At 69.1% G+C, this 22,790-nt stretch carries 21 protein-coding genes and 2 pseudogenes; 12 read left to right on the top strand and 11 right to left on the bottom strand.

All coding sequences use genetic code 11. The features are described from left to right. Positions 1-22 precede the first annotated feature (22 nt). From GA0070616_RS16060 to GA0070616_RS28175, 6 genes and pseudogenes are all read left to right on the top strand, one after another. On the top strand, positions 23-685 hold the full coding sequence (locus tag GA0070616_RS16060; RefSeq protein WP_091082776.1) for a hypothetical protein: 663 nt from the start codon (positions 23-25) through the stop codon (positions 683-685). A gap of 168 nt (positions 686-853) precedes the next feature. After that, positions 854-1,789, top strand: coding sequence for a hypothetical protein (locus tag GA0070616_RS16055; RefSeq protein ID WP_091082774.1), 936 nt, complete (start codon positions 854-856; stop codon positions 1,787-1,789). A 67-nt stretch (positions 1,790-1,856) separates the two neighbouring features. Then, on the top strand, positions 1,857-2,576 hold the full coding sequence (locus GA0070616_RS16050) for a methyltransferase domain-containing protein (RefSeq protein ID WP_091082772.1): 720 nt from the start codon (positions 1,857-1,859) through the stop codon (positions 2,574-2,576). Between the two features lie 118 nt (positions 2,577-2,694). Further along, the gene (locus GA0070616_RS16045; protein WP_091082769.1) at positions 2,695-3,237 is read left to right on the top strand and encodes a P-loop NTPase family protein; all 543 of its coding nucleotides are present in this window, start codon (positions 2,695-2,697) and stop codon (positions 3,235-3,237) included. 110 nt (positions 3,238-3,347) lie between these two features. Next, positions 3,348-4,225, top strand: a pseudogene (locus GA0070616_RS16040) (IS5 family transposase). After that, positions 4,222-4,713, top strand: coding sequence for a hypothetical protein (locus GA0070616_RS28175; RefSeq protein WP_175439934.1), 492 nt, complete (start codon positions 4,222-4,224; stop codon positions 4,711-4,713). Before GA0070616_RS16040 ends, GA0070616_RS28175 begins: the two are co-directional and overlap by 4 nt. Positions 4,714-4,748: 35 nt before the next feature. Here GA0070616_RS28175 and GA0070616_RS16030 read toward each other — a convergent pair whose 3' ends face one another. The 5 genes from GA0070616_RS16030 to GA0070616_RS16010 all read right to left on the bottom strand — a co-directional run bounded on the left by GA0070616_RS16030 (position 4,749) and on the right by GA0070616_RS16010 (position 9,617). Next, entirely contained in the window at positions 4,749-5,528 is a 780-nt protein-coding gene (locus GA0070616_RS16030; protein ID WP_091090882.1) for a transposase family protein, read from the bottom strand. 494 nt (positions 5,529-6,022) lie between these two features. Then, positions 6,023-6,427 carry an Imm21 family immunity protein gene (locus GA0070616_RS16025; protein WP_245712796.1) on the bottom strand — a complete coding sequence of 135 codons (405 nt, stop codon included), beginning with the start codon at positions 6,425-6,427 and terminating at the stop codon, positions 6,023-6,025. 80 nt (positions 6,428-6,507) lie between these two features. After that, positions 6,508-7,977 carry a site-specific integrase gene (locus GA0070616_RS16020; RefSeq protein ID WP_091082760.1) on the bottom strand — a complete coding sequence of 490 codons (1,470 nt, stop codon included), beginning with the start codon at positions 7,975-7,977 and terminating at the stop codon, positions 6,508-6,510. A gap of 175 nt (positions 7,978-8,152) precedes the next feature. Beyond that, positions 8,153-8,515 (bottom strand): DNA-binding protein, encoded by a 363-nt coding sequence (locus GA0070616_RS16015; RefSeq protein ID WP_091082757.1) that lies wholly within the window; start codon positions 8,513-8,515, stop codon positions 8,153-8,155. Between the two features lie 232 nt (positions 8,516-8,747). Next, positions 8,748-9,617, bottom strand: coding sequence for a hypothetical protein (locus GA0070616_RS16010; RefSeq protein ID WP_425412953.1), 870 nt, complete (start codon positions 9,615-9,617; stop codon positions 8,748-8,750). A gap of 100 nt (positions 9,618-9,717) precedes the next feature. Here GA0070616_RS16010 and GA0070616_RS16005 point away from each other — a divergent pair, with 100 nt between their 5' ends. Genes GA0070616_RS16005 through GA0070616_RS15995 form a run of 3 tightly spaced genes read left to right on the top strand, consistent with a single transcriptional unit; the run spans position 9,718 to position 13,666 of the window. After that, on the top strand, positions 9,718-10,851 hold the full coding sequence (locus tag GA0070616_RS16005) for a tyrosine-type recombinase/integrase (protein ID WP_217628208.1): 1,134 nt from the start codon (positions 9,718-9,720) through the stop codon (positions 10,849-10,851). Then, complete coding sequence (locus tag GA0070616_RS28880) at positions 10,848-12,923, top strand: tyrosine-type recombinase/integrase (RefSeq protein WP_245712794.1); 2,076 nt, start codon at positions 10,848-10,850, stop codon at positions 12,921-12,923. The genes GA0070616_RS16005 and GA0070616_RS28880 overlap by 4 nt, the downstream gene beginning before the upstream one ends. A gap of 44 nt (positions 12,924-12,967) precedes the next feature. Then, positions 12,968-13,666, top strand: a complete 699-nt coding sequence (locus GA0070616_RS15995) for a class I SAM-dependent methyltransferase (RefSeq protein ID WP_091082747.1) — start codon at positions 12,968-12,970, stop codon at positions 13,664-13,666. A gap of 143 nt (positions 13,667-13,809) precedes the next feature. On the opposite strand, the pseudogene GA0070616_RS15990 reads toward GA0070616_RS15995, so the two are convergent. Further along, positions 13,810-14,040, bottom strand: a pseudogene (locus tag GA0070616_RS15990) (DNA cytosine methyltransferase); the annotation flags it as partial. Between GA0070616_RS15990 and GA0070616_RS15985 the strand changes: the two are divergent. Next, positions 13,934-14,650, top strand: coding sequence for an IS1096 element passenger TnpR family protein (locus GA0070616_RS15985; protein ID WP_245712793.1), 717 nt, complete (start codon positions 13,934-13,936; stop codon positions 14,648-14,650). The pseudogene GA0070616_RS15990 and the gene GA0070616_RS15985 sit on opposite strands and share 107 nt — an antisense overlap. A gap of 21 nt (positions 14,651-14,671) precedes the next feature. On the opposite strand, the gene GA0070616_RS15980 is transcribed toward GA0070616_RS15985, so the two are convergent. From GA0070616_RS15980 to GA0070616_RS15960, 5 genes are all read right to left on the bottom strand, one after another. Further along, entirely contained in the window at positions 14,672-15,739 is a 1,068-nt protein-coding gene (locus GA0070616_RS15980) for an IS110 family RNA-guided transposase (RefSeq protein WP_217628207.1), read from the bottom strand. A 247-nt stretch (positions 15,740-15,986) separates the two neighbouring features. Further along, positions 15,987-16,283 carry a DNA cytosine methyltransferase gene (locus GA0070616_RS15975; protein ID WP_245712792.1) on the bottom strand — a complete coding sequence of 99 codons (297 nt, stop codon included), beginning with the start codon at positions 16,281-16,283 and terminating at the stop codon, positions 15,987-15,989. Continuing rightward, positions 16,280-17,146 (bottom strand): adenine nucleotide alpha hydrolase family protein, encoded by an 867-nt coding sequence (locus tag GA0070616_RS15970; protein ID WP_091082741.1) that lies wholly within the window; start codon positions 17,144-17,146, stop codon positions 16,280-16,282. The genes GA0070616_RS15975 and GA0070616_RS15970 overlap by 4 nt, the downstream gene beginning before the upstream one ends. Then, positions 17,143-18,138 carry a TRM11 family SAM-dependent methyltransferase gene (locus GA0070616_RS15965; RefSeq protein WP_175440096.1) on the bottom strand — a complete coding sequence of 332 codons (996 nt, stop codon included), beginning with the start codon at positions 18,136-18,138 and terminating at the stop codon, positions 17,143-17,145. The genes GA0070616_RS15970 and GA0070616_RS15965 overlap by 4 nt, the downstream gene beginning before the upstream one ends. Continuing rightward, a complete protein-coding gene (locus GA0070616_RS15960) occupies positions 18,122-19,039 on the bottom strand; it encodes a hypothetical protein (RefSeq protein ID WP_091082739.1) in 918 nt (305 codons plus the stop codon). The genes GA0070616_RS15965 and GA0070616_RS15960 overlap by 17 nt, the downstream gene beginning before the upstream one ends. 771 nt (positions 19,040-19,810) lie before the next feature. Between GA0070616_RS15960 and GA0070616_RS15955 the strand changes: the two genes are divergently transcribed. Together GA0070616_RS15955 and GA0070616_RS15950 are read left to right on the top strand one after the other, a co-directional pair. Further along, entirely contained in the window at positions 19,811-20,689 is an 879-nt protein-coding gene (locus GA0070616_RS15955; RefSeq protein ID WP_091082737.1) for a hypothetical protein, read from the top strand. A 575-nt stretch (positions 20,690-21,264) separates the two neighbouring features. Further along, positions 21,265-22,065: an RAD23 family protein gene (locus GA0070616_RS15950; protein WP_139128917.1), complete on the top strand. Its 801-nt coding sequence runs from the start codon at positions 21,265-21,267 to the stop codon at positions 22,063-22,065. Positions 22,066-22,790: the final 725 nt, after the last annotated feature.

Here is a 22,790-nt window from a genome sequence, read left to right as displayed (position 1 = left end):
TCACCGGACCAGGACCACACCAATGACTGTGCCCCGTATCCGCACCCTCCGCTGGACCGAACGCCACGGCACCGCCGACGTTGTCGCCGCCAGCCTGAACCCCGGCTGCCTCGCCGAACGGCTGGTCCCCAACGTCAACCACCGGCTGTCGGTGCTTGCCGCCGTGGCCGAGATCTGGGTCGAACACGCCCTGTTCTTCGGCGAGGTCCACGTCACCGACGACCTCACCGCCGTCGCCGTCGGTCTGCACCGGCTACGCCCGTTGCCACCACCGGCGAGTTACCCGCAGCGCCTCGCCGCGGCCGCCGGACCCTACCTGCGGCGATTCCTCACCCTCGACAGCGTCCTGGACACTTGCCGCCCCGCTGACCCGCACCACCACCTCGCTGTCCTCGCCAGCCCACCTGACGACCAGCGTGGCCTCGACGAGGCGATGCTGCGGCACTACCTCACCCGCATCGACCGCACCGACCTGCCCGCGTGGGCCGAGGTCACCGTGCGCAACCGTGACCTGTTCACCCGCCATGGCTACCGCCCCCAGGCCGACATCCGCCTCCCCGACGGCCCGACCCTGCTCGGCATGCACCGACCTGCCGCCGGCAGCCGACGCTGGCCCGCTAACCCCACCCCCGACCGCAGACAACCGTCACCGCCTCCACCGACAGCAGCGGTGAACCCCCGATAGTCCCATCTGTTCCGTGAAGCACGAAGGATCGCCATCGATGCCGGCACTCCGCGTCTACCCTCGTGAGTTCATCACCGAGGTTGTCGACCACGTCCAGCAACACCGCACCTGCCACGCCCGCGGCACCGCTACCGCCGTCGAACGCCGGTGATTCCCACCGCCGCAACAGTGACCGCGCTGGTGGTGCTGGCCGCCACCGCCGTACCCGCCGCGGCAACGCCGGCGCCGCCCCACGGCCAACCTGATGCCGCGCACTGTCCCACCTCAGCGTTCCCGCAGCCCCGCCTCGCACCGGCGGGCGACACCACCAGCCGCCTGGGCACCCATGTGTCGTACCCGCGACCGGCGCGCGCCCCGTTGCGGGCGCTGGCCGCACGCCTGCGGATCAGCCCGTGCGACACCGCGGCGGGCCCGTATGACCTCGTGCACTACCGGCAGTGGAACAATGCCGCCCGCTCCGGGGTGACGGTTCGGGAGGTGGTCCGGTGGCGCGGCGACGACCGGTCCGGCGGCCAACTCGCCACCCAGCATCCCGCCGGCGTCGTTCCGATCACTGACGACTGGTGGCGGCCCGGCGACCTCCACCAGCTCGGACCGATCGGCCCCTTCACCCGCACCGACGTGCTGCGCCAAGACCTCGGCATCAACGAGCCCTCACCAGCCGATCTCACCGAGGTGCTGGCGAACCTGGCGCATCTGTCGACCTGGTACAGCCCTCGTCGTGACGGCCGCGCCGCCGCCCTCAAGGTGCTGGCCGATCTGAGCCCGCTCACCTACTACCCGCGCGTGGTCGACCGGTCCGGCCGCCCCGGCATCGCCGTCGCCGCCACCAGCAACGGCCTGCGCGCCCTGCTCATCCTGCACCCGGACACCGGGCACGTTCTCGCCTACGAGTCCGCCCACCTGGATCCCTCCGGCTGGCGCGTGCAGACCTACCTCCTCTACCTCGCCCACAGCCACGCCAACCGCCGCTGGTGGGAACCCGCAACCCTTCCCCAGCCAGCCCCGCCACCCCGACCGCTGCACCCGCGACCGCAACAGCACTGGCTGCTGACCACGCCCCTGCCCTGCCACACCACGACGACGCAAGGAGACACACCGTGACGGCCACCGCACCCACGCAGCGCTACCAGTTCCGCAACAGCCCCCACCAGCTTCACTTTTGCAGGAGATGCTCGACCCGGTCACCCTCGACGACCTGACCCGCCTGAGCGTCACCGCCGGACACACCGCCCTCGACGTCGGAGCCGGCGCCGGCTCCATCGCCCAGCACCTGTGTGAACTGGTCGGCCACGCCGGGAAGGTCATCGCCGTCGACATCGACACCAGCATGCTCAACCCCACCGGCGTGCTCGACGTCTACCAACGCGACCTGCGCACCCAACCGCTGCCGGTCGAACCCGGCACCATCGACATCGCCACCGCCCGCCGCGTCCTGGAACATTTACCGAACCGGCACCAGCTGCTCCATCGCATGATCAACGCGCTGCGCCCCGGCGGGCACCTCGTCCTCGGGGAGATCGTCTACGCACCCGTGTCCGCGCACGCCCCCGCCGACAGCGACAACGACCTCATCACCCGCGTCGTGCACACCATCCTCGACGTCCTCGCCGGCCGCGGGGTCGACCTGCACTGGGGCGACAAAGTCCCATCAGTCCTGCTCGCCAACGGCTTCGAACAGGTCCGCACCCGCTGGACCGCCGCGACCTGGACCGGCGGCAGCGCCGGCTGCCGCCTGTACGCCGACAACGCCACCCAGCTACGCGACCGGCTCCTCGCCGAGGACCTGTCCCACGACGAGCTGGACCGGTTCGCCGAGCTGATGACCGACCCGACAGTGCTCGTGCGCGGCTACCAGTTCGCCTCCACCACCGCCCGCAAGCCCCGCTGAACCTGACAGGCGCGGGGGTGGCCGAGCCAGTCGCCCCGGATCGACCTTGGCCCACTCCGGGTGCCTGCCAAAGCTCGGCCTCCTCCCGCGAGGAGAAAAGGCAAAGGGCACCGCGCTGGTGGAACAGGACTACCTGCGCAGAGTCCTGCTCAGAAAACACGGCGGCAACCGGATGCATCCGGTGGCACCGACGTTCATCGCTTCGACCGCGCGTGCCGCGCTCGAAGCCGGCTACCACGTCATTGTCGAAGGTATCCTGGACAACCACGGCCACGGCACGATCCTGCGCCGACTCATCGCCGAGCATCCCGAGCCCAGCGCCGTCTTCTACTTCGACGTCTCGTTCGAGGAGACGGTACGCCGCCACCTCAACCGGGACGAGCCCATTCCTGTCACCGCAGATCAGATGCGCGAATGGTATCTACCCCGCGACCTGCTCGGCATCGACGGTGAACACGTCCTGGCCGAGAACACCGGCTTCGACGAGGCTGTCACCACGATCCTGCACACCAGCGGTCTGGCCACGGCCGCAGCGCTGACTCCGTGTCCAACCCGTTGCCCCCGCTGCGCCGAGAAGAGCAGCGCCACAGCAGCCCACGACGAAACCCGCGCAGATCCGGATGCCACTAGGGCCTGTGTCGAAGTCGGCGGTGGTGTCTGAGGTGGCGTGACCGCTCGGCGTGTCGAAGATCGAAAATGGGTGAGGTCTCCGGTAGATGGTTCAGCGACCAAGCAGAACCTGAAACCGGAGACCTCGTGGACACCCTAGCGGTGACGAGGCGGTTCGACCTGACCGACGTGCAGTGGGCGGTGCTGGAGCCGTTGCTGCCGGCGCCGAAGCGGCCGGGTCGACCGTCGTTGTGGACCAGGCGGCAGTTGATCGACGGGATCCGGTGGCGGATCCGGGTGGGCGCCCCGTGGCGAGACGTGCCACCGCAGTACGGGTCCTGGTCGGCGGTGTATGCCCTGTTCCGGCGGTGGCAGCGCAACGGGACCTGGCAGCGGGTGCTCACCGCATTGCAGGCTCTCGCCGACGCGGCCGGGCGGATCACCTGGGACGTCAGTGTGGACTCCACCAGCGCTCGGGCCCATCAGCATGCGGCCGGAGCGCGGAAAAGGGGGATCTGCAGGTCGAACCGCCTGGCGGGGTCAGCGTCGAGCCGGCAGACCACGCGCTCGGCCGGTCGCGGGGTGGGTTGACCACGAAGCTGCACCTGGGCTGCGAGCAGGGGCAGAAACCCCTGGCGATCGTGCTGACCGCCGGGCAGCGCGGCGACAGCCCGCAGTTCATCCCGGTCCTCGCCTCCATCCGTGTTCCCCGCGTGAGCACCGGCCGCCCGAGGACCCGCCCGGACCGAGTCCTGGCCGACAGGGCGTACACATCGAAGGCGAACCGGGCCTACCTGCGCCGGCGGGGCATCGCCGCGACCATCCCGAGCAAGGCCGACCAGGACGCCCACCGGCGGGCCAAGGGATCCAAGGGCGGCCGCCCGCCCGCCTTCGACCCCCACCTCTACCAGCAACGTCACGCCGTGGAGTGCGGCATCAACCGCCTCAAACGCAACCGGGCCGTGGCCACCCGATTCGACAAACTCGCCGTGCGCTACGAAGCCACCATCCACCTCGCGGCCATCAACGAGTGGCTGTGACCGACTTCGACACAGGCCCTAGGCAGCCGCAAGCAGCCTCCTGGGATCGTGATGGCGTGGCCGGATTCAGTTACAAGACGTCGTGGCTGGCGGTCCGAAACCGGACCCCTGGTGAGGTTGCCGATGTGCTTGGTCTACACCGGCGGGAAGTCCTCGACTGGGCCACCGGCACCGAACGGGCCTACCGCCACGGCGTGCACGTGTCCGCGCCGGTGTCAGGCTGGACCCTCGCCCACGGCCGGCGGCACATTCCGCCGGGTTTCGACGCGACCGAGCCGCCCTTCCCCGACTGGCTCAGGGTGCTGAGTCGGCGTCTGGGCGAGGTGCAGTTCTTCGCCAACGAACGGGTCCCGGACTATCACGCCTGGGCTCGGTCCCGGGATGGTGAACTGTTGCGCGCCTACTGCTTCATCGGCAAGCGAGGCGAGGCGCCGCTGTTCCTCGGTGCTCCGACAGCCGACGAAATCGAACTAAAGGATGTCTCGTAACTCGGTGAAGGCGTTGCTCGGCAACGGGGCTGGTGTCACCCGGCGAGGATGATGTTGTGGAGGTGGGCGATGCCGGATGCGGTGTGGGTCAATGTGTGGGCGGCGCGGCGGTAGTCGCGCAGGATCTTGAAGCACTTCATGCGGGCCAGTACGTGTTCGACCTGCGCTCGGATGGTGCGGTGCTGCTTGTTCAGCTCCGCTTTCCACTCGGGCAGTTCGCTGCCGTCGGCGGGCTTGCGGTAGGGGATGATCACCTCGGGGTTGCCGCGGTAGGCGCCGTCGGCCATGACCGGCCGTCCGGCCAGCTTCTGGTCGATGCCGCTGGTGCGGTAGACGATGGTGTCGTTGCGGTTGCCGGGCTGCGGGTCGCCGAGTGCGACCACGAGGCGGGTGTGGGCGTCGATGGCGACCTGCAGGTTGGTGCTGTAGCGGTAGTTCTTGCTCGGGGCGGCCAGGCGGTGATCCCGGGTTGGGATCAGGGTGCCGTCAACGATGGTGATCTGGTCGACCCGACGCCGGCGTACCGGGGCCAGGGCGAGCAGCGGACCGAGGGTGTCGATGACTCGATGGGCGGCGGAGTGCGACACCCCGAACAGCGGGCCGATCTGCCGCATCGTCAGGTTCGTGCGCCAGTAGGCGGCTACCAGCAGCACCCGATCGGCAAGGTCGAGAGACCACTGCCGCCCCGGCCGCCCGTCAGCGATCGCGTCACCACCCCGCTCGGCGACCAGCCGGACCAGTCTGCGGAACTGAGCGGGCTGCAGCCCCGTGAACGGGAAGATCCACTCCGGGCGGGCCGCCGAGATCACCTGCACCACGACATGATCCACGATGGACCGGTTACCGAGTTACGAGACGTCCCTTAGGCATCGGCACACGCGGCAGGGAGCCCGGATGGGAACGCTGGTCAGACGATGAGTGGACAGCCTGGCACGAAACGACACCCTCCGAGTCCGACGTGATGACGATGGCCGGCCGCTGGAGCATCGACCCGAGCGATATCGACAACGCCACCGTGACTGCCAACGGCATCTACGGGCTACCACCATCGGGCCCTGACCTCCGCAATGACAACTCGGATTGAGGGCCCCTCGTCACCCTACGTACGCCGCACCGGCACGACGGATCGTTCGACCTCCACGCACGTCACACCCTGGTCGGCGGAAGATCCGGATGTCCTGATCAAGTCTGCATCTGCCTCGGGCTGTGCGAGTTCATGGCGCGGGTTCAAGCTGGACGAGGACCGACCAGTTGTCACCCTCGGCGCGGGACGTCGCCCGGACCCGGTAGTCGCCCGGGACTAGATCGATCACGAGGTGATTGTCGGGCTCCAACTCCGCTCCGGGCCACGCCGAATCGACATCACCACAGGCCCGTCCACCACCCAGCGGACATCCTCATCCGGGTCCCAGTCCACGCCAACACGTACCGCTCGGCGGGCCGCGCTCACCAGGTCGTCCTCCTCGTCCGCCGCCGCCCACCGCAGGAACAGCCGTTCCAAGGACAGATACGTCGTTGCTGCCGGTTCGTCGCCCAGAACAAGCGCCTGCCGCTGACCGACGGCGACCACGCCCACATACCCGTCGATCGCACACGCCCGGCCGTAATCCCCCCAATTCTCATCCGTGCTATCGACACCGGTCCACAACGACAGCGCCGACCGCGGAGCCAGGCCGCACGACACGCGTTGCACCGCACCAGCGGTCTTGCTCACGGATCGGGCCGGCGGTAGGCAGGGACGAAGCACTTGCGGTACGGACTCGGCCCACTGCGGATGCCTGCTGCTGTTCGGTCTCATCCCGCGAGGCGGGAACCGCGGCGCTTCTGGTTGATTTTCTCGGCGACGGCATCGGCGGCGTCCTGGTGCATCCGTTTGGTGACACTTTGGTACGTGTCGCGGGTCAGGGTCGTGGTGGAGTGGCCGAGTTGCTCGGAGACGACCTTGATGTCGATACCGGCGTCGAGGGCGATGGTGGCGGCGCTGTGGCGCAGGTCGTGCAGTCGGATCGGGGGTAGCCCGGCTTTGCGGATGAGTTTGCGGAACCGTTGGGTGACGGCGTTGGGGTGCCAGGGTTTCCCGTCGGGGCGGACGAAGAACAGTCCGGTGTCGGGCCATGTGTCGCCGGCGGTGAGTTGCCAGGCGGCGCGGCGGGCCTTGTAGGCGGTGAGGACTTTGGTGGTGTCGGTGTCGAGGGCGATGTCGCGGTTTCCGGCTCTGCTTTTCGGTGGTTTCTGCACGGCGGTGTAGCCGTGGGTGGCGATCTGGTTGTTGATGGTGGTTTCGCGGCGGTGCAGGCGTACTTCGCTGTCTCGCAGGCCGCACGCTTCGCCGCGTCGGGGTCCGCGGTAGGCCATGTAGTGCCACATCGGATACAGGTTGGGGGCGTGGACGGCGGCGTAGTCGAGGAACTGCACGATCTGCGTGTCGGTCCACACCATGACAGGGCCGGGGACCTTCCCGGTGGCCTTCCACCGCTGGACGCGTTCGTCCTCCCACACGATCGGTAGGGGTCGGTCGGCGGGAACCTTGACCAGGGCGGCGGGGTTGGTGCCGACGATGAGTTCGTCGGCGAGGGCGTCGTTGATCGCCTTGCGGAGGCAGGCGCGGATGCGCTGGCGTGTGCTGGCGCCGGTGGTGCGCACGCCCGTGACGGACCTGCGGATCGCTGGGTCAGTGCTTGTCTTCGCGGCGGTGATCTCGTCGTTGCGGCGCTCGATGGCGGCGAACATGGCGCGGATGTGGGTGGTGCGCAGCTTGTCCAGCGGGATGTCTCCCAGGTGTGGAATGAGGTGGACCCGCACGATCGATTCGTAGCCGTGCTTGGTGTTCGGGTCGACCGTGAGGTGGGTCAGCCAGCCGGTGAGGTACTCGGCGACGGTGGGCATGTCGGCCAGCGTCCCGTCGCCGCGCAGCCGCTGGCGGATGCGGTCGACCTCGGGCAGGGGACGTTTGGCGCGTACGGCGGTCTGCAGCAGGTCGGCGATCTCGGTACGGCGGCGCCGGTCACCATCGGCGAGGGCAAGCAGACTTCGGGCGCGGTCGAGTTCGTCGGCGGCGGCACGGCGGGTGGGAAGGCCGGAGCGGCGTAGCTGCCGGCGCCCACCATCGGTGGTGGGTGGTAGTTCGATCTGGTAGGTCCAGTGGCCGTGATCGAAGCTCCAGGCGCGGTTCGCGCGGCGTAGTTTCGGACAGTCATTTCCCAGGGGCTTGCCGGTGTCGGGGTGGCGGCAGCCGCAGCGCTTGAAGATGCTTCCGTCTGGCATCGGTGGTGGTGCTCCCGTTCGTGTGGGGTGGTGGGGCATCGGTTTGGTCGATCGACATCCACGCGTGGTCGGTGGGCACGATCAAGTCACCGCGGTTCCAGCCCGGTAGGTGGGTCCGTGCACGCGGAGGGGCCTTCGGCCGGTGCCGTAGTGCGGGCGTGTTGTCCGGGCTGCGTCACGGCGGAGGGTTGCCGACCGTGGTGTCCCTGCCGCTGCCTGAACGCCCGGCGGCCTGGTCGACGCCCGACCTGTCGGTGTCCTCGGGTGCCGAGACCGGTGGGGATTCGAGGTGCAGTGTCCGCAGGATCGGGGCGGTGGGGACGCGGTAGTGCGCGCCGGCCCGGAACAGGGGCACCGGGAAGGCGTCGCGGGCGGCCAGCTTGTACGCCACTGAGCGGGAGATGCCGAGGATGGCGGCGGCGGTGGTGAGGTCCGTGGTCGCCCCCAACGCCAGGATGCGCTCCGTGGTCCAGGCAGAGGGCGCGTCGCCGTTGCCTGTGGTGGCGGCGGGGGTGCGGGTTCGTCGTGCTGGTCGCATAGGGGGTGACTCCTACGTGCGGGCGATAGTGGTTTCTGTGGCAGGGGTAGTTGGGTTCTGGGTTTCGGACGAGGGTTGACTCCGCAGGCGGCACCGCACTCCGGTTGAATCGGGGGTGCCGCCTGCGGAACGAGCCGGTGGTGTGGGCGTTCAGGCAGGTTGGCGGGGGCTCACCTGGGCTTGAGCCGGAGCCGTTGTCGGCTACGTCGGTAGGCCGCAGGGCCCTTTCCCGCTACCACCTGTACGGGCACAGCAGCAGCCGCAGGGCGGCGGCTGCCTGGTGGGGGACGACGCCGTTGCCGAGGACGCGCAGCGCGCCGGTGCGCGGCAACGCGAGCGTCGGGTCGGTGACGTGGCCGGCTTCCAGGCCCATGAGCCATTCCACGAATGGTGGTGCCAGGACCGGTCTGCCGTGCCGCCCTGGTTGGGTCGGCTCCGGTGCCGGTCGGCCGAGCAGCAGTTCCCATCGCGCCACCGCCTCGGCGTATATCCCCCACCGGTCGGCGTCGGGCTGGCCCAGCGCGGCCACGGTGGTGCGCAGGTCCCCGCCACCGTCACCGTGGCGCCCGAGTCCCCGCGCGTCGCAGGCGCGGGGGGTGGGCAGCGTCCGGGTCGGTACCCGCACGGCTGCCGACGGCAGCGTCAGGTCACCATGTGATCCGCGTTGTCCGGGGCAGCCCTTGGTGCCGTCGGTTGCCCTCGGGGTGGGTAGCAGCACCTGCGACAGTGGTGGTCGCCATCCGGTGCCGGCCCGCCGGCCTGGGGTGCCGGTGTCGCTGGCCCTCGGTGTCGGCAGCAGCCGAGCCACGTCGGTGAGGGTCCGGCCGGTGTGTCCGGTGGGGGTGGTGCGTGCGGCGGTGACGTTCGCCGAGGATCGACTGTCGGCCACCGTGGGTGTCGGCAGCATCCGCGTGGCGATGCCGGCCAGGCCCGGCCGGCGGGCCGCCCCGACTGATGGGGACGTGTTCGACCCGTAGGCCACCGCGGTCGGCGTGGGGAGCAGCCCGTGGCGGGTGCCGGTGGGCTCGACCAGGTCCGGCAGCCCGTACCGGTGGCCTGGGCCTTTGCCGTCACGGGCGCAGGGTGTCGGCAACGTCCGCACCCCCTGCCAGTCGTTCGGTGGGAGTGGCCACCTTCTTATCTGGACAGTTGAGGTGCCACTGATTCTCTGGACGGCTCGTTGAACCCCTACGTTGTCCAGCGTGCGTGTGACAAAAGTTGTTGATGCCCCGGTCGGGCAGCCCGGTGTGGAGTTGGTTGACGACGCCGGCGTGCCCATTGCCGATGTGGTCGGGTTCCTCCGCTTGTTGACGGTGCGTGACTATTCGCCGAACACGGTCCGTGCCTATGCGCATGACTTGCAGAAGCTGTTCCAGTTTCTGCACGGGCGCGGCTTGACGGTCGAGGAGTTCAGGCCAGCGCTGGCGGTGAGTTTCATCGAGTGGTTGCGGACCCGTTCGTCGGGCCGTGGGGCCCAACGGCTGGATCTCGGGTTGACCGCCGGGAACGGCCGCTTGTTGGCGGCCAAGACCTGTAACCGCGTGCTGGCTGCGGTGTCGTCGTTCTTCGAGTACCTGATCAGCGTCGAACGGTACGGCGGTGCCGACAATCCGATCGTGACGATCTCCGACCAGGCGGCGGCTCGTGTTCCGGGCCGTCCTCGGGCGCCGTTGGTGACGTCGCGTCCGCAGCGGCCGGTGCGTCGGGCGTTACGGATCAAGACGGTGGAGTCGCTGCCGCGACCGATGTCCGACGACACCTACGTCGCCTTGCTGGGTGTGCTGCGCACCCGGCGGGACCGTGCGTTGCTGGAGATGATGTGGGAAGGCGGCCTGCGGCCAGGAGAGGTCCTCGGCCTGCGGCTGGAGGACATCTCCTACGGACGTCGGCGAATCGTGGTACGCCACCGGACCGATCACCCGGCGGGGGTGCGGCAGAAGTCCCGCCGGGACCGGACCGTCGACCTGTTGGAAGGCCGAGCCTTGCCGGCCGTCAGCGACTATGTCATGCACGAACGTCCCGCAGACGCCGACACCGGCTATGTGTTCCTCGTCGGCGGTCGCGGCCGGCGACGATGGGAGCCGCTGAGCTACGACGGCCTGGTGCGGATGTTCGCCCGGGCCGCCGGGCGTGCTGGCGTCCGCGATGCCTGGCTGACGCCGCATGCACTGCGCCACACGCACGCAACCCGCATGTTCGAAGGCGGAATGCGGGATTTGACCCTGATGACCCGGCTCGGGCACGCCAGCCCCGACTCGACGAAGATATACACCCGCGTCAGTGATCCCGATGTGGTCAAGGACTACCGTGCCGCGATCGGGAACACCACACCGTGAGCGGAGTCGTTCTGCGCCTGCCGGCATCACCGCCACCGACCGTGGTCGGTGGTCCACGACATTGTCCGGCCGAGGAGTACACGTCGTTCGTCGAGCACAGCGGCATCTACAGCCAGGATCGCAAGATCCGGCTGCATCGTCGACATGCTCGCTTCCTGCGCCAGTTCCCCGAGCTTGATAGCTGGTTCGACCAGCCGCTGCGTCAGCGGCTGGGGTGGCGCAACAAGGACACCCAGACCCGGCGTCGCGGCCCCGGGGATGACTTCGACGTCACCGCCGGCTGGATCAACTACAACGCCCGCGACTACCTGATCTACCTGGCCCTGACCGGCCGGCTGCGGCTGGACTGGGGCTGGCTGCTCGGCATCGGTGTGATCAAGCCGTGGCCGATCGCCGACCAGCTTGGCCTGCCACTGACCGCCCAGGTCGACCAGCTGCGCGAGCGGGTGACCGCGCTGGGACACAACCCCGACAGCAGCACGTTCCGGGTGTCCTGGACCGTGATGCGATTGGTGCTGCACCGCGGCGATCCGGACCTGCACGCGGTCACCGCCGACGATGTCGAGGAATTGAGGGCGACGATCCGCACCCTTGAGCAGGTCCCCGGCATCGACGAGGTCCTCAGCCCACGGCACCTCACGACGATCAAGAACGCGTGGGGCACCAACGTGTTCCGCACCGGGATCGCGTTGTTCCACGCCGGGATCACCGACCGGCTGCCACAGCGCCTGGACCGTAAACCATTGCCGCCGCTGAGCGCGCAGCCGCGAATCGCCGCGGTGATGGACCGCTACCTGGTCGAACGAGCTCTCATCGTGCGGCCCGACTCTATGAGCTCGACCCGGGCCGCGATGCGACGCTTGGGCATCTGGCTGGCCAAGCAACGCCCGGCTGTGGAGAACCTGGCCGAACTGACTCGCGCCGACCTGCTGGACTTCATGACGTGGCTGGTCGGGCAGCGCAAAGTCAAGCACCCCGAGCAGCCGCTCAGCGACGTCTACCGCCGCAGCATTATCTCCGAAGTCACCGTGTTCTTCCGCTACGGAGCCCATGCCGAATGGACCGACATGCCCGCTCGCCCGGTACTGACCCGAATGGACGTTCCCCGGGCGGTCCAGCGCGTCCCACGGTTCATCCCGGCTCACCAACTTGAACCGCTGATGACCGCGATCCGCGCCGTCGAGTGCCCGCTGCAACGGTGTGCGCTGCTGGTCGCCCGGTGGAGCGGCGCACGCCGCGGAGAGATCCGCCGGCTGCATCTCGACTGCCTGGACGCCTACCCCGACGGCACCTCGCGGCTGCGGCTCGCCGCCGGCAAATCGCTCAAAGAACGCACCGTGCCGATCCACCCCGAAGCCGCCGAAGCGATCCGCCGTGTCCATGAACTGCGCCTCGGGCACCAGGACCGCGGCATCTACGACAGAGACACCGACAAGAACGTGCGCTACCTGTTCCTCAACAACGGTCGGCTCGCCGATGTCGAATACCTGTTCGCGGTGCCGCTCGGACGCATCTGCGACGAACTCGGCATCCTCAATGCCGAAGGCAAGCCCGCCATCCACGCCCACCGGTTCCGGCACACGCTGGGCACCCAACTGGCCGAGAAAGGCGCCCGCACCCAGACGATCATGAAGATCCTCGGGCACCTCAGCGCGGGCATGTCCATGACCTACTCGCAGATCTCCGACCCGGTCGTGCTGGCCGACTACCAGGCCGTCCTGCAGCCTGGAGCGGCAATCGCCGGCCCTCTGGCGGACACTCTGCGCCGCGGCCAACTCGACCAGACCGCACTCGACTGGCTCCAGACCAACTTCTACAAGACCGAACTTGAACTCGGACGCTGCCTGCGCCTGCCCCAGGAAGGGCCGTGCGAATGTGACCTCTACCTGAGCTGCCCTAAGTTCGTCACCACACCTCAGTACATCCCCCGGCTCGAGGACCGGCTGCACACCGAAGAGCAACTCATCGCCGACGCCACCGAACGTGGCTGGGCCCGAGAGATCGAACGACACCGCTGCATCGCGGGTCGCATCCGCAGCCTGCTGCAGGAACTCAACACGTTTCACCCGTGAGCGAGTTTACCGTCCTTAACAGCCCAACCAGGAGGAATCGACCGATGACGCGAACCGAGTCACCGCTGGAAGACCGCAACGCGCCCGGGTCACCCAGCAGGAACACAGACGACTGGTTGGTAGACGCCCGGACCTCCTACGACACAGTCGCCGACAGCTACGCCAACTTCGTACGCGACGCTCTCGCCACGGAGCCATACCTTCGTGCAAGTCTGGCGTTATTCGCTGAGCTGGTCCACGCCGCCGGCGACGGGCCGGTGGCAGACGTGGGCTGCGGGCCGGGACACGTCACCGCCCACCTGCACGAACTGGGCGTCGACGCCTTCGGCATCGACCTATCACCCGCGATGATCGACCTGGCTCGGCGCGACCACCCCGATCTGCGATTCGAAGTGGGCTCGATGACCGATCTGCAACTCGCCGACGCCTCGATTGCCGCCCTGCTCGCCTTCTGGTCATTGATCCACATACCCGATGACGCCGTCCCTTCGGTTTTGGGCCACTTCCACCGGGTGCTGCGTCCGGGCGGACCGCTGCTACTCGGCTTCCACGTGGGCGACGAGTCGAGGCTCAAGACACAGGGCTACGGCGGCCACCCCATGAATGTCTACGTTCACCGTCGCCAGCCCGACCGAGTCGCAGCATGGCTACGCGACACCGGATTCACCATCAAGGCCCAACTGCTGATCGGCCCCGACACTGACGCTCCAGGGGCAATCCTCATCGCAGTCCGCCAGCCCTGACCAGGCCGACAGCCCAGTCGGACCGCAATGCAGGCGACGAGCCAGCGCTGCTGTGATCTGCACCACTGTCGCCACTGTCTGTCCAGATAAAGCAGGAACAGCCGGTCTCTGCGGTGGGCTGCGCCGATGTCGGATGCGCGTAGGCATAGCCAGCTCGTGTCGTACCCGATCGTGGCCAGATCACGGTGGACGACGTCGAGCCCTCGCCGCAGGAGGGCGGCGACGTTCTCCACGAACAGCAGCCGGGGTCGAAGTATGCGAACGGCGGTGGCGACGTGGTTCCAGACGCTGGAGTGTTCGCCGGTGATGCCGGCCCGCTTTCCGGCGTTGCTGATGTCCTGTCGCTCCAATGTCAAGCTTCCGTTCCTGGCCACCCCGACGGACTCGGAGGGTAGTGCTGCCGGTAGCGTCGTTTGCGCAGGTGGTGACGGAGGCGGTGCGGTGGCGCGGACGTGGTTGTCGATCCGGGTTGAGTTGGTGTCCGGCCGTGGCGAAGACTTCTGGCCTCGCCCGGGGCGGATCTTCGCCGCAGCGCGGACGCACATATTCGAGCAGCTCGGGGCGGCGATCGACGACGCTTTCGCCCGATGGGACTTGGCCCACTTACGGCTGTTCACCCTCGCCGACGAGACACCGGTCTGCTCGTTCCGGGTTTGGGACGAGCCTCCGGATGGTGCGGTCGACAGTGACAAGACCAAGCTGAGTCGGCTCACCCCGGGTGAGCAGTTCGCTTACGTCTTCGACATGGGTGATGACTGGGCGCATCTGTGCACGGTCGATGAGCAGCGGGTCGATCCGCTGGATCAGCTCGGGTTCGTCCCGACGGAGCCGACGCCGTACTGGGGCTGGGGCAACCTTCCCGACCAGTACGGCCGACGGTGGGACGGCGACGATGGCGAGTCCCCGATGCCAAAGGCTCCCAAGAACCTGCTGCGGGATCTTCCTCCGATCCTGTCCTGGTGGGGCCCGCGGCGCCGCGGATAGCGCTGACGCCGACACGGGCGTTCAGGGCACGGCTGGCAGGCCGTCCTGCCCCGGGACGGCGACTTCGCCGGACAGCCGCTTGGCGGTGATCAGGAGTCCGTAGACGTGTCGGGCGAGGTGGCGTTTGAGAGCGCGGATCGCCTCGGTGCGGCTGTTGCCCATCGCTTTGCGGTTGTCCAGGTAGCGGCGGGCCCGGTCGTCGACGCGGGCCTGGGTGATCGCGATGCGGTGCACGGCGGCGTTGAGACGCCGGTTGCCGCCCCGGTTGAGCCGATGCCGATGTGTCGCCCCGGACGATGCCGGAATCGGTGCGGTGCCGGTGTGCATGGCGAACGCGGCGCTGGAGTGGAACCGGCGCACGTCACCGGTCTCCGCCACGATCCTGGCGGCGGACAGCGGCCCACACCCGGGCAGCGCCAGCAACTGCGGCGCCTGGACCTTCATCAACTCGTGCAGTTCACGTTCGAGCTGATCAGCTCGCCGGGCCAACTCCTCGACCCGGTCAAGCAGTTCCGCAGCGATGGACAGACCCACACTCCCCGCCTGCGCGGCGAGGTAGTCGCGCACATGCGTCACCCAGCGGCGCTTGTGCAGCTTGCGAGCCGGAATCGTCTCGGCGAAGTCCGGGTCCAGGTCATGCAGCAGCCACCGCAGCCGCGAGCACATGCGCACCATCTCACCCACGAGGTCCTCGCGGTGGTCGAGCAGCATCTTCACCACGCGCGACTCGTCCTCCGGCCTGGCCGGCGGCAGGTCCTCACGCAGCGCGGCGCGGGCGACGGCGAGAGCGTCGATAGGGTCGCTCTTGCCCTGACCCCGACCCACCCGCCGGTAGCGGGCAGTCAACTGCGTCGGCACCCACACCGCCGGCTCACCGGCCGCGAGCAGACCCCGCATCAGGCCGCCGGCGACATGCCGGACGTCCTCGACGGCCCACAGCCGTTCGCCGTACTGCCGAGCCCAGCGCAACAGGGACTTCACCCCGCGTGGCCGGGCCGGAGCGGACGTCACGTCGAGCTGACGGCCGTTGCTGTCCACCGCGACAACGACCAGCAGGTCCTTGTGGGGGTCGACACCAAGAACGATCACCTTTGCTGAACTCCCAGGTCATGGCGGCAAGAGGGGAACCAACCGGCGGACATGCCTCAATCGGGGATCTGGACCATGCTCCAATCAAGTCACGCCGGCAGGTCGACACGGCGGCGGACGACATGACAAGACCTCGTCAGCCCGCAGGGCGACAGCACGGAAACGAGTCAGTCCGCCACCGTGGCGTATCTACCACGGCGACGAACCGACCGCCCAGCGCCGCACGGGGCGACAGCACGGGAATGAGTCAACCCGCTACCGCGTCAACGCCGCCCGAAGACGGCCCACCCAGCGTGTCATTGAGGCAAGGGAATCCGGCGGTAACGATGTCGACCGGCTGGACCTTGGTCCAGTCGATGGTGCGGATGTCACCGAGGTTGGGGATGCTGGGCCAGCGGTGCCTGAGGACGGTGGTGGCGTGCCGGTCGGTTTCGGCGTACCAGGCGAGCCGGCCGCCGAGCACCAACTCGACGGCCATGTCGAGCCCGCCGTACCCGGTGCAGAGTGATCCGACGCGGGGGGCGGTGGTGTGGGCACTGCTCACGTCACCTCCCCACGTTCGGCGTCGGCTGTCACCGGCTCGCCGTGGGGGCAGGTCCACGGGCCACACCCAGGCGCGTCCACCGGCCGGGAGCGTGGGCGCAGCCGCACCTCATCGAGCGGCACCCGCTGCCGGTGCAGGAAGAACTGGCCGCGCAGCGGGTGCCCGTCCGCGTTGGCCCGCGCGGAGCCGTTGCGGATGGCCCGGTCGAAGGCGACCGCGTCCGCCCACTCCCGCGGGCTGTGCTCGCGCATGGCGAGCCAGAAGCCGTCATCGTGGAACGGGCAGCCCACGCACGACGACTTCGGGGTGTCGGCAAGACCGTGCTCGGCCAGGAAGCGCAGGCAGTCGGTGCGCCGCCAGCCCAGGTCGAGCAGCGGGTGCACGTTGCGCATGTAGCCGACGTCGGCATCGCGGGCCCGGCCAATCTCGTCGAGGCTGATCCCGATCGCCATCTCCGCCCGGAGCCCGGCCGGTACCCGTGTCGGGTGCGGGTAGCCCAGCCGGCGCCGCACCTCCGCCTTGATCGGTTTGATCTTGTACTCGCCGGTGCACTGCCGGCGGGCCATGCCCCGCTCACCGTTGGGTCCCAGGGTGAACAGAGGCATGGAGGCGAACCTGTGGTCCGGGTCGAGCGCGTCAGCGCGGATGTCACCGGCGCTGACGCGCACGACCTCGATGCCGGCGTGCTGCGCGATGCCGGTCAGGCGGTCCAGATGCCGGTAGACCGCTGCCGGTTCCCAGCCGGTGTCGGCGAAGATCGCCGCGCCGAACCCGGGGATCGCGCCCTGGGCGGCGAGCAGCAGGAGCGTGGAGCTCTGCACGCCGGCGCCCAGGGACAGATAGCGGTGGGTGGGTGCGCTCACGCGACCACCCCGCTTCCGTCCTCCGGCGACTCCAGTGCCTTGGCGAAGATCAGGACGTCCTCGTGGGCGATGAGGTGCATCGGCACCCCGGACGAGCGGGCCTTGCGGACCTGCTGGAGTTGGAAGAACGACGGACGGGCGACGAGATGCCCGTCGCGGACGGCGGCCAGCAGGGCGACGCACCGTTCGGTCGGCACGAGCCCGGCGCGCAGGCCGGCGGCGATGACGGCGCTGGGCAGGTCGACCAGTTCGCCGCGCTTGCGCCACGGGCGGGCGGTGACCACGACGACGCCGCCGGGTCGTAGCAGGGTGGCGCAGCCGGCCAGGATCTGGGCGAAGCCGTCGGCGAGGCCGGTGAGGTCGCGGTAGGCGAGGTTGCCCTTGTCCTCGCCGTCGTTGTAGCGGTCGTCGTACTTGACGACGCCGTGCTCGCCGGGGCGGACGAGGCCGTGGACGGTCGGCCCGTACGGCGGCGAGGTGACCACGAGCGCCACCTGCCCGGTGAGGGCCGTCGGCACCAGCGACATCAGTCGGGTCGCGTCGCCGCGGATGACCGATGCCCGTCCGGTGGCGCCCTGGTCGTGGGCGTGGCGGATGTTGGCGTCGGCGATGTTCGACCATCGCGGCTCGTACTCGATGCCGAAGGCGTCTCGGCCGGCGTGGACGGCCTCGACCAGGGTGGTGCCGATGCCGCACATCGGGTCCAGGATCAAATCGCCGGGCTGGGTGTAGGCGGCGATCGCGTGGGCGGCGATCGCCGGGAGCATCCGGGCGGGATGCTTGACCGATTCCGGCACGTACCGGCCGCGCCGCTGGACGGGACCGGTCGACTGGGCGGTGGCCCAGACGGACAGGCCGTCGGCCTCGACGCGACGGGGGTCTTCGTGCTCGCGGTGCCGGCCGGGGTGGTCCTCGCGGGCGGCGAGGCTGTTGATTGCTGAATCGTTCGGGTCGGGCTGTCCGGTGGTGGTGTGCTCAGGCACGGCGCTCACCGCCGTCGCGGTGGCGCCGCCGCCCCGACCCGGCCGCGGGAATCTGCTGTGGGGTGAAGACCAGCAGTTCGGCGTGCACGCGTAGATGTGCGACCGCCCACTGCTCGGGGTTGGCGTGGGCCAGGGTGAGCAGTTCCTCGTCCGTGCTGTGGTAGTAGACGAACTGGTCGCCGTCGGTGTCGGCCTCGACGGCGACGATGTGCTGCAGGTAGCCGAGCCCTGCGCGGGAGGCGGCGGCCACGAGCGGGCCGAAGTCCTCCGGTGTGGGCTGAGTGCCGGCGGGTACGCCGACGGCGAGGACGAGGCAGCCGCCGGGGCGCAGCAGCCGCGCGCAGGCCGCGAGGAGCCGGGCGAGGCGGACCCGGGCGGTCGTGTCGGCCTCGTGCAGCGGCCAGCAGGCGACCACGAGGCTGGTGGCCGCGTCCAGCGGACCGTTGTCGGGTGGGCGGACGACCGTGGCGTCGGTGTCGGGCAGGTCGGGGTCGGTGAGGTCGTCGCCGAACCAGTCGATTAGCTCGGGCGGGTCCTGGGCGTCGCCGGCCTGCGGCTCGCCGGAGGCGGTGGGCGGGTTGGTGTTGGTCGTGGCCGCGGGTCCGATGATTAGGTGGGAGCTGTCGGTGAACCAGGCGCGGTGGTGCTGGCGACCGCCTTGGGCGCAGATCGGGGCCAGGGCGTGGTCGGTGGTGAGGTCGACGACCGCCTCGGAGGGCCGGCTGTAGGCGGCGACGAGGCGGTAGGCCAGGCGGGTGGGCAGGCTGGTGTGCGTGTCGGCGTTGGTACGGGCCGTGCGCCAGACCGTGATCGGTACCGGCGGGTCGCCGGCGATCAGGTCGATGAGTGTGGCCTCGGTTGGCTCGGTGTGGTCGGCCGGCTGGTGCGGGTGCGGCGTGTGCTCGCTCATGTGGTGTCGGCTCCGCGCCGCGCCGTGAAGCGCTGACACCCCCAAACCGGGCTTTGTGAGCCCTGGCGAACACTTGCCGAACTGACAAGCGCTCACAGCGCTCGACCCGCCTACCGAGACCGGCCCGGTTTCGTCCGCACCCCGCCTTCTGTCAGTGACACAGCGTCACTGACAGAAGGCGCGGACGGGCGTCGGTGTCGGTGCGGAGAACCCTTCGGTCGTCGACGTGGATCAGAGCTCGACCAGCGCTGTGAGATGTCGTCGCCCTTCGCGTGTCGTGGCCGATGTCATCGGTGCGGCGTCGCCTGTCACAAGGGTGCGCGATGTCGAGCGGTGACAACCTGCCCGCGACGTCACGGGTATGTCAGGAGTCCGCGTGGGCCGTCCGCAGCGAGCGGTGACAGCGGCGCGGTGAGCCGGCCGGGTTGTCACCGCGGGCGCGCACGTGTCCGCGGCGAGGGTCGTTGACGCCGTCTCGCAGGTCACAGCGTGAGCCTGTGCCACCGCCTCCGAATCGCTCGGCAGAAAGCTCTGTCAGGGCGTCACAGCGCAGGTCACCCGGCCTTTGTCAGATCCTCAGCCAACGATCAGCGGCGATGGCACGTCGTGCGGGCGAGCCACTGACAGAAATCGGGCCGAGGGCGACGAACAGTGCCCTGAGCGGCTTTGTCGTTTCCTTGTGAGCGCTGCGTGGCGCAATCGATGTCACCGATCGCCGTGACATCCCCGGGCGACGGAATCGCATCCCTTCACTGTCACAGGAGTGTTGACATGAACGTGTCCGACGCTACGACCTGGCCGGCTTCCGCCCTCGACGCGGCGGCGACCGCCTTCGCCGCGCTGACCTGCGAGCCCGCGCCGTTGGCTCTGGACTGCACGGCGTTCTTTTCCGACGCGGGTCTCCCGCAGCCGGTGATGCCGCTGCCCGCGCTGCGGGACTGGCTGCTGCGACACCCCCGCGCCTACACGGCGCGTGACGAGGTGTGGCGGGAGCTGATCCGCCGCGCCCGGCTCGACGGGCCGCACTGGGTCGTCGCCGCGGTCGGGATGGCGTTGCCGGCGCTGCAGCAGTACGCGGCACAGCTGTGCGAGGGCTACGACGGCGACCCGGCGGATATCGATGCCGAGATCCTGACCGGCTTCCTGACCGCGCTCCGCGACCGGGCGGACCTGACCAAACCCGCGCCGTACGCGGGCTTGTGCAAAGCGGCGTGGCGAGCCGGGCGGGACCTGCGCCTGCAGCGGCAGGAGTACCTGCCGGTGGAGGACATCGAGCACGTCGTCCCCGGTCCCCGCACCCCCCGCGTGCCGTATGGGCATCCGGACCTCCTGGTCCGCCGCGCGGTGACCCTCGGGATCCTCGACCCCGATGACGAGCAGCCCTACATCGACGTGCGGCTCGGCCACCGGGCGATCGAGCCCATCGCCGCCGCGAACGGTGTCAGCGTGGACGCCCTGCGAATGCGACTGTCCCGTATCGACAGTCGCGTCGCCGAGGCCCTCGCCGACGGGCTTTTGACCGGGGTCGCGTCGCCGGAGACCACGGTGCGACTGCGGCAGCGAGCCGAGCAGCGCGGTCGGCTCCGCGCAGGACGTGCCGCAGCCGCCCGACGCGAAGCTCCGCGGCAGCACGCTGCGGCAGCCGCCTGACGCTGCCAGCCGAGACGGCTGTGGCCCGACGTCGAACGTCGGGCCACGGCCTTTTCTGGTGCCGGATGCCCTCTCTCTCGGCGACGACCTGCAGGACGTAGTCGGGATCTGCTGCCAGAACCGGGCCGGTCGTCAGACCTCGCCGGGAGGTGCTCACGACGAATCATCTCCGTCAGTGGGCGTACCTGACGCGGCGACCTGCCCGCGAGGAAGTCGGCTCACCTACTACAACTGTCGGCAGTGGCCACACTCGACGAGCCGCCCGTTGCGTAAGGCCAGTAGGCGCAGATGGTCGGCCGGCAGGCCAGATGGGGCGGGCTGGCAGGGCAGCAGAACGTGCCGCTATGGCGTTGGAAACGGTCGATGCGTCACCACTCATCGCCAGTATTCTGTGACGCGTTGTTATCGTCCTGTGTGGTCTCGGCCGCAAGATGGAGTGTTGAATGCCGCAGAGCCTTTCACCCCAATCAGGGCATGGCGCGGGAACGCCTGCATCAGTGGTGCAACCGAGCACGACGAGCGGGTCGGATCGCTTGATCGGGGGTTCCGGGCTGGTCCTTGGTTTGCTTGGTGCCGTGCCGTTGTTCTTCAAGGTGGAGTCGGGGACGTCACGGATCGCTGTCCTGGTGATCTGCGGGTGCATCGGCGCGATGGTGCTGACCTTCGTCCGCGCGCTTACGGCGAAACAGGTGCCCTGGCCGTTCGCCATCTCCGCCACAGCCACTGTGGTCGCGCTCATCGTGACGGTCTACCTCACCGTCAACGAATCAGTGCCGTCGGGGCGGCAGAGCCCGGCGGGTGCGGCAGCACCGGTTCCGTCTGTTCCCGCCACGCTACCTCCGGACACTCCGAGCGCATCGCCGGCGACCACCTGGAGCACGTCTGAGCCGACCCCGACTCCGACAGACCAGTCGACTCCCTCGCCGGATCCGACGGCCAGTGTCGCGGCCGTCACCCGCCTGTCGAGTCTGAAACCGGTGAGCGACGGCAACAACTACGCCGGCCTGGAGATCGCCCACGTCGGCAATGTGGCATACCCCGACAGCCCCAGCATGGGCTGTGGTGAGACCAGCAAGCGGCACGTCGAGTGGAACTCCGCAGGCCAGGGCCACTTCGACGCTACCCTCGCGATCGACGACAACGACCCCCAAGCATCCCAGGCGAAGATCATCGTCGAGTTCCTCAACCACGATGGCCAGCCGCTTCGAAACCACGTCGAGGTCACCATCGGCAACCCGCGGAAGGTTTCGATCCCCCTCGACGGCGCGCTTCGGCTGAGGCTCAACTGCCAGGCCGACGACAGGACGGCATCCAGCAGGTCGGTTCACGCATACCTGTACCTCCTGAACGCCCAGTTCACCGCCACTGATCGATAGAGCACCGCCGCTCTACGGGAGCATTACTCGAAACAGGTGGACAAACGCTGCCAGGCGCACCCCTCCTCCTCGCTTCGAGTGCAGCTGGTCGGCGGAGAGCGCGTTGCGCTGGGCAGATCGATGGAGAAGGCCAACGCTGGTATCGGCTCCGCCTGACGACTGAGGCGGCGCCGACAGCCGGATTCTCCGTCGATCTGCCCCGCGTTGGTTGCGCGGCGCGCCGCGGCTCGGCCCGGCGCGCTCCGCGAGATAGACCCTTTCGCCGTCGTCATCATGCGAACCACGCGGGCGACCTTGCCATCAGCTGTGAGCCCTCGTGGTGCTCACACCGCCAAGGGCAACCGGCGCCGTTGCGTCTGTGAGTCCTTGTCCCTCGGTCACGCTGTCGTCGGGGCGAAACATGCTCTGACCTGCGCTGTGAGCCCGTGCCAGGGCCGTGTGAGCGTGTCAAGTGTTCGTCAGGGCTCACAACTGCCGGTTTGGGGGTGTGGGACTTTCGAGCTGTACCGCTCGCTGGTCCCGCCCGCCGCCGGGCGACACGAGCAGCCGCGATCCGCGTGCCTCGGGTGCCGCGCCACGTTGATGCGCTGACACCACATTGATGACCGCAACCCACCCATGAGGGAGGACGAGCTCCTCCCGGGGTTCACGCGGTTCGTGCGCTTCTCGCCTGCGCCCGGCGGCGGTCCCATCGGACCGTTTCGAGCATCGCCGTGCCCCGACCA

It is taken from the genome of Micromonospora nigra (genome assembly GCF_900091585.1).
Taxonomy (GTDB): Bacteria; Actinomycetota; Actinomycetes; order Mycobacteriales; family Micromonosporaceae; genus Micromonospora; species Micromonospora nigra.
The sequence above is the reverse complement of the archived record's forward strand: the minus strand, read 5'-3'. Positions and strand labels throughout refer to the sequence as shown.

What these genes read in the sequence shown, in the direction of transcription:
- GA0070616_RS16060 (WP_091082776.1), top strand. Translation starts at nt 23, where the DNA reads ATGACTGTGCCCCGTATCCGCACCCTCCGCTGGACCGAACGCCACGGC.
- GA0070616_RS16050 (WP_091082772.1), top strand. Translation starts at nt 1,857, where the DNA reads ATGCTCGACCCGGTCACCCTCGACGACCTGACCCGCCTGAGCGTCACC.
- GA0070616_RS16020 (WP_091082760.1), bottom strand. Translation starts at nt 7,977, where the DNA reads ATGCCAGACGGAAGCATCTTCAAGCGCTGCGGCTGCCGCCACCCCGAC.
- GA0070616_RS16015 (WP_091082757.1), bottom strand. Translation starts at nt 8,515, where the DNA reads ATGCGACCAGCACGACGAACCCGCACCCCCGCCGCCACCACAGGCAAC.
- GA0070616_RS15995 (WP_091082747.1), top strand. Translation starts at nt 12,968, where the DNA reads ATGACGCGAACCGAGTCACCGCTGGAAGACCGCAACGCGCCCGGGTCA.
- GA0070616_RS15960 (WP_091082739.1), bottom strand. Translation starts at nt 19,039, where the DNA reads ATGAGCGAGCACACGCCGCACCCGCACCAGCCGGCCGACCACACCGAG.
- GA0070616_RS15955 (WP_091082737.1), top strand. Translation starts at nt 19,811, where the DNA reads ATGAACGTGTCCGACGCTACGACCTGGCCGGCTTCCGCCCTCGACGCG.